General features: G+C 71.1%; 3 protein-coding genes and 1 pseudogene. 2 read left to right on the forward strand and 2 right to left on the reverse strand.

Features of this window, described 5'->3' with window-relative positions:
- Positions 1-181 precede the first annotated feature (181 nt).
- Positions 182-316 carry a hypothetical protein gene (locus IE94_RS41645; protein WP_280922743.1) on the reverse strand — a complete coding sequence of 45 codons (135 nt, stop codon included), beginning with the start codon at positions 314-316 and terminating at the stop codon, positions 182-184.
- A 156-nt stretch (positions 317-472) separates the two neighbouring features.
- On the opposite strand from IE94_RS41645, the gene IE94_RS0133955 reads away from it, so the two are divergent.
- Both IE94_RS0133955 and IE94_RS38720 read left to right on the forward strand, forming a co-directional pair.
- Complete coding sequence (locus IE94_RS0133955; RefSeq protein ID WP_030192167.1) at positions 473-1,867, forward strand: hypothetical protein; 1,395 nt, start codon at positions 473-475, stop codon at positions 1,865-1,867.
- A 194-nt stretch (positions 1,868-2,061) separates the two neighbouring features.
- Positions 2,062-2,268 carry a hypothetical protein gene (locus IE94_RS38720; RefSeq protein ID WP_425337998.1) on the forward strand — a complete coding sequence of 69 codons (207 nt, stop codon included), beginning with the start codon at positions 2,062-2,064 and terminating at the stop codon, positions 2,266-2,268.
- 20 nt (positions 2,269-2,288) lie between these two features.
- On the opposite strand, the pseudogene IE94_RS36575 reads toward IE94_RS38720, so the two are convergent.
- Positions 2,289-3,203 (reverse strand): annotated as a pseudogene (locus IE94_RS36575) (IS3 family transposase); the annotation flags it as partial.

Consider the following 3,203-nt stretch of genomic DNA (forward strand, 5'->3'; position numbering starts at 1 on the left):
TGAGATCACCACGCCAACGACAAGGGGCCCTGTCTCGTCACCACACCCGCTGACCAGCCCATTTCACCCACCAGCACAGGATGAAAGAGGCTCACTGACACGAAGCCGACACATCGCATTTTGAGCCCGGGTCACGCTGCTGGACCGGCTGCAGCTGGGGCGCGGGGTGGGCCTCAGCCACTCACGCGGGCAGAAGGGTGACGTCTCGCCGGAGGTCGTCCTCGCATCCCGGGACGGTCCGCCGCATCCGCATGAACGGGCAGTAGGTGGTGAGGCCGGGCGTCTGCTGGTCGGCGAGGACCAGGCCGGCGCGCACTGTACTCCAGACCGCGCAGTTCGCGGGCGGCCAGTACCGGTGTGCGCTCCTGGAGGGCGGCTCTCTGCAGCACCGTGCGGATCCGGTTTGCTTGATCCGCTGCACAGTCGTTGCGAAAACGCCCGCCTAGGGCGGTAGACACGAGACCGTGGTGGAGTGCTCCGTAACCCCGGCCTCCTGCGGACCGCTCCCCTGCAGAGGGAGACAACCTCGTCGCTGATATGCCGCATCGCCAGCCGCTACGGAATGGAAACAAAGGTGCTGCGGGCGTGCTGGAGGTGGCGCAACTACCCGCCTGGGCACGAGGGCGGCGGCGCGCGGGCTGACGCCGAGGTGCTGCTGAACGCGGCCGGGCGCCAGCTCGTGGTCGGCATGTGCGGCGTCGAGGAGGAGGTGCTGGCGCGGGCGTTGCCGTCCTGGGGAAAGGAGGACGCCAAGCTCCGCGCCGGGGCCGGCGATCCGGTGGGACTGTGGCGTACCGGTGGCGCGGTGGCCGGTCCAGTGGCGTGCGGCTGCCGCCTGTGCGCGGTCCGGCGTACGGGGGCGTCCGTGCGGGTGGTGCGGTACACGCCGCGGTGGGAGCGGGTGTGCGTGCGGTATGGGCGGTGGCTGCTGGACGCGGACGCCAATCAGCCGCTGGAGCACCTTGATCTGCGGGGTCTGCCGGAGGTGGTGGCGGCGCAGCGGCGGTGGACCCGGGTGGTGCGGCGGGCGGTGCGGGCCGGCGCAGAGCCGGAGCGGGTGTTCGCGCTGGCGCAGGCGGTGGTGGCCCGGTGGTGGGAGCGGGCCTACGGCTGGGAGCGGGAGACGATCTGGCCGTGGCGCCTGCACCAGGTCGCGGGCGGGGATGCAGGCGGTGATCTGGAGTGGTGGCGGATCGTGGGGCGGGACGCGGTCGTCTTCCCGGAGGTGGTGGCGGTGGCCGACGCGCTGCTGGATCCGGCCATGGCCGAGCTGGTGTGGGCCGACAGCGGTGCCGGGCGGCCGCGGGCGCTGCCCGCCGATGGGATGTTCTGCCGCAGTCTCGGTGAGCGGCTGGGGCGGAGTTGGCTGGGGCCGCTGGCCGCGACAGACCACGGCGGGCCGCTCATCGGGTGGATGGGCAGCGCCATCCGTCTTCGCCGCGGCGCCGGCGGGCCGCCCGGGTACGACAACGACCCGTGGTGGCTGCGACAGGAGCACCGGGCAGCGACCATGTCCGGGCAGCTGCGGGTGATGGGCAAGGAGAAGAAGGCGCCCGGGTCGGGGACGATGTGGCGGGCTGCGGTGTCCGCCGAGCAGCGCAGGCTGATCACCAGCACGCTCGACAGCGTCCAGGAGCAGTTGCTGCAGCTGCGCGGGGTGCACAGCGGGCCGACCGCCGACGTCGCCCGGCGGTTGCTGCGCGGTCTCGGCCACAGCGCCGGCCTGATCGAGAACGCCTGGAAGCGGACCGCTCTGGCGGCGGTGAACGGCGGCGTGCCCCTGGAAGAGGTAGCCCGGTGGGTGGACATGCCCGTTGAGGTGCTCAGCCAAATGCTGACGGCGGACAGGCAGGAAGAGGACAGCTGAGCGCGATGCGCCGGGGCGAGTCGATTGTTAGCTGATACGGCACTCGTTCGTGGCAGGAACACTGAAAACGGCCGTCCGGGCGGCCTGGAGCGGCTTGGCTGGCGCGGGTGACCAGCACGGGAGCAGCCCGGAGCCGGGCAGGGCGGGCGGCCGTAGGCCGCTCGGGCGGGTTCGAGGCAGTGTTCCTCGATCCGGTGGGGCAGACAGTGCAGCAGCGGTGGGCGGATGCCGCCATGTCCGTGGCGTTCGAGGACTTGCCGCCGGTGCCGGCGTTCCCGGTGGTCCCGGGGCGGCGCTGGGGGCCGGGACTGTGGTGGTCGGCGACCACCGGACGGCACGTGACCGCCGGATCGAACGCGATGCGTGTCCAGCTGATGGTCCTGGACCGCGACGGGCCTTGACCCCGAATCCTGGACACGGGTTATGCGGCTTGTGCCAGCGTAGTTGGTATGAGTTGGAGGGCGTCCTCGAAGGCGATCGGTGATCGTTGCCCGAGGCGGGAGTGGCGTCGGACGGTGTTGTAGCGGTGCAGCCAGCGGAAGGCGTCGAGTCGGGCCTCGCGCTCGCCTGGCCAGCTCTTCCGTCCTTGCAGGGTCTCGCGTTTGAAGGTCGCGTTGAAGGACTCGGCGAGTGCGTCGTCGGCCGAGCTGCCGATCGCGCTCATGCTTCGCCGAACCCCTGCTGACCTGCAGGCTTGGGCGAATGCCCTGCTCGTGTACTGGGCTCCGTGGTCGGTGTGCGTGATCGATCCGGTGAGGCTGCCACGGGTGCGGATCGCCGCGGCCAGGGCATCGGTGACACGGTCCGCGCGCATGTGGTCGGCGATCGCCCAGCCGGCCAGACGGCGTGAGGCGAGGCCGATGACGGTGGCGAGGTAGCAGAACTTCCCGCCGTCGAGGGGCAGGTAGGTGATGTCACCGACGTACTTCGTGTTCGGTTCTGCTGCGCTGAAGTCGCGGCCGATCAGGCCGGGCGCCTTGGCCGCGGCCGGGTCGGGGACGGTGGTGCGGTGTCGGCGGCGCAACCGGACTCCCTCGAGCCCGGACGCCCGCATGATCCGAGCGACACGCTTGTGGTTGACCGCCTCATCGCCGGTCTCCCGGAGCTCAGCGGTGATCCTCGGGACTCCGTAAGTACCGTCCGACTCGAGGTGGACCGCCCGTATCCGGACGGCCAGACGGCTGTCGGCCGCCTGCCGGACGGCCCGGTCCGCGGCCGTCCGGCGCCAGTAGTAGTAACTGAAGCGGGCAATTCCGAGGATCGTGCACAGCCGCTTCACGCCGTGGCGGCGCTAATGGTCGCCGACGAACTGGAAGCGGTTCACCAGCGCGTCACC

Source organism: Streptomyces violaceorubidus, from assembly GCF_000717995.1.
GTDB classification, from domain to species: domain Bacteria; phylum Actinomycetota; class Actinomycetes; order Streptomycetales; family Streptomycetaceae; genus Streptomyces; species Streptomyces violaceorubidus.